This is a genomic window from Parafrankia sp. BMG5.11 (genome assembly GCF_004337455.1).
The window spans coordinates 1-2,203 of record NZ_SJXI01000217.1 but is presented as its reverse complement, the minus strand read 5'-3'; the positions used below and the strand labels follow the sequence as shown (position 1 = coordinate 2,203).

The 2,203-nt window shown below is 62.7% G+C and carries 2 protein-coding genes; both read right to left on the bottom strand.

Translation table 11 applies throughout. The features are described 5' to 3' along the window. The coding region (locus tag E0504_RS50115) for a group II intron maturase-specific domain-containing protein (protein ID WP_306769464.1) at nucleotides 1-323 on the bottom strand (323 nt) is incomplete at its 3' end. A 165-nt stretch (nucleotides 324-488) separates the two neighbouring features. Then, complete coding sequence (gene ltrA / locus E0504_RS50110; RefSeq protein WP_207974761.1) at nucleotides 489-1,739, bottom strand: group II intron reverse transcriptase/maturase; 1,251 nt, start codon at nucleotides 1,737-1,739, stop codon at nucleotides 489-491. Nucleotides 1,740-2,203: the final 464 nt, after the last annotated feature.

Genomic DNA, 2,203 nt, shown 5'->3' with positions numbered 1-2,203 from the left:
TACAACGCGGAGCGCCTGAACGCCCCGAAGTAGTTGATCCAGCCCCTGGTCACCGGGTTGATCATCGCTGCCAGGTCCTCGAGGGTCCGGGTCGTTTGCCCGTGGATTCTCCACCGGCGTATCGCTCGACGTGCCTTCTTGGCGTTCTGGTCACTGATCGCGGGCGTGAAGCTGACAAACAGCCGGCCGTCGCGACGCCGCTGGACCGTACGTCCTCGGAACGTGTATCCGAGGAAGTCGTATCCGGTCGGCCCGTCCCAGGGCTGTTTCCGGCCGTCGTCCGCGCAGTAGACGATCCGGGTCTTGGCCTCGTTGAGTTCCAAGCCGCACTCGCCCAGACGCCTCCGGATATCGGCGAGCACCGCGCGGGCCTGTCTTTCCCTCACGCAGTGCACGACCAGGAGAGTCGGCGGCGGGAATCTCACCCGCCGCCGCTCGCAGAACCGGACATGAACCTCTCGACTCATCCGGCTCCCATTGCTCAGCCGTCAGGGGTAGGCGCCGAACCGCCAGTGCGCGAACAGTGCTGGTTCCTGGCGCGCGATCCGCCGTAGCCAGAGCCGCGCCCGACGTTCCCGGCGTTTCAACCGTTTGTATTTCCGTGTGGCCCACTGCACCAGCTTCGTATTCAGCTGCTGTAGGAGCGGATACAACATGGACTTGTAGAAGCGTCCGAAGTAGTTGATCCAACCCTGCACGATGCGGTTGAACATGCGTGCCAGATCCTGAAGCGACTTGTCGCTGCGCCGCGGGAAGTGCCAGGAACGTATCTCCCGGCTCATCCGCCTGACTGCTTCCCTGCTGACCGCGGGGGTGAAGTTCACGAAGTGCTTCCCCCACCGATTGCGGGACAGCCGTGGCCGAAACGTGTACCCGAGGAACGTAAACGACGTGACCTCATGATCGCCACGCCGGTCGGTGTCCTTGCAGTACACGATGCGGGTCTTGTCCGGGTGTAGCTCCATCCCGAACTCCGCCAGCCGCGCAGCGACCGCGTCACGCACCCGTGTTGCCTCTTCGAAGGTCTCGCAGTGCGCCACGCTGTCGTCGCAGTACCTTTCAAACGGGACGGCCGGGAACTCCCGTGCCATCCAAGCGTCGAAGGCATAATGCAGGAAGAGATTCGCCAACACCGGCGATATCGAGGCCCCCTGGGGAACGCCCCGACTCCGGTTCATCACCGACCCGTCCTGCCCGCACGACGGGGCAACCAGCCACCGTTGCACATATAGCAGGAGCCACTTCAGGTCGGTATGGTGCGCCACGGCTGCCAGAATCCGGTCATGCGGAACGCTGTCGAAGAAGCTCCGGATATCGAAATCAACCACCCAGTTGCTCCGCCAGCAGCGCTTCCGGCACACCGCCACCGCGTCCCACGCCGACCGCCTCGGACGGTAACCATACGAGTCGTCGTGGAAAATAGGCTCCACGATCGGCTCCAACACCATGGCTGCCGCCGTCTGCGCGACCCGGTCCGCGACAGTAGGAATACCGAGAACCCGCACCCCGCCTCCTGATTTTGGGATCTCCACAGCCTTGACCGCGGAGGGAAAGTAAGACCCCGACGACATCCGGTTCCACAGAACATAGAGGTTGTCCTTGAGAACAGCCTCGAACTGCTCGACCGTCACCCCGTCGATCCCTGCCGCACCGCCGTTGGCTCTCACCCGCTTCCAGGCTTCCCACACAAGCAGTTTGGAAATATTAAACGGTTTCCCCTGACCGCTCGGCCCACCCACTCAGCTCCTCCCGGACAAATCCGGTTGACGAAGCAGCGGCCCCGAGCAACCCATCCCCTTCACTCCACCCGCGTTACCAGGCTTCAACACTATTACGGGATGGTCCGACTTCCTGCCCCGCAACGGTACTCTACCTCTCACAGATTCCGCTGTTTGAGGCCCTCCCTCTCCCCGGTCGCCAACCACGACCGAGAGTGTCGGGGCGAGGATCTCCCACGTTTCACACTGGAGCCTGAACCGGGCTCGCGCCATCTTTTGGCCGGGCACCATCTGGCCAGTAAGCAGGTATCCGCCAGACTTATCGCAGGGCAACAACTGGACCCTGCTTTCGATGCCATCGATACTGTTTCGACCTGTCACCAATGGTTCGCTTCCGCTCGCCTTCCCGGTTCCCACCTGACGCCTGAAGGCGCCTTTTCCGCAACTGCTCACCACCACGGGCCTTAGAGCGTGTCTTGTGTGGC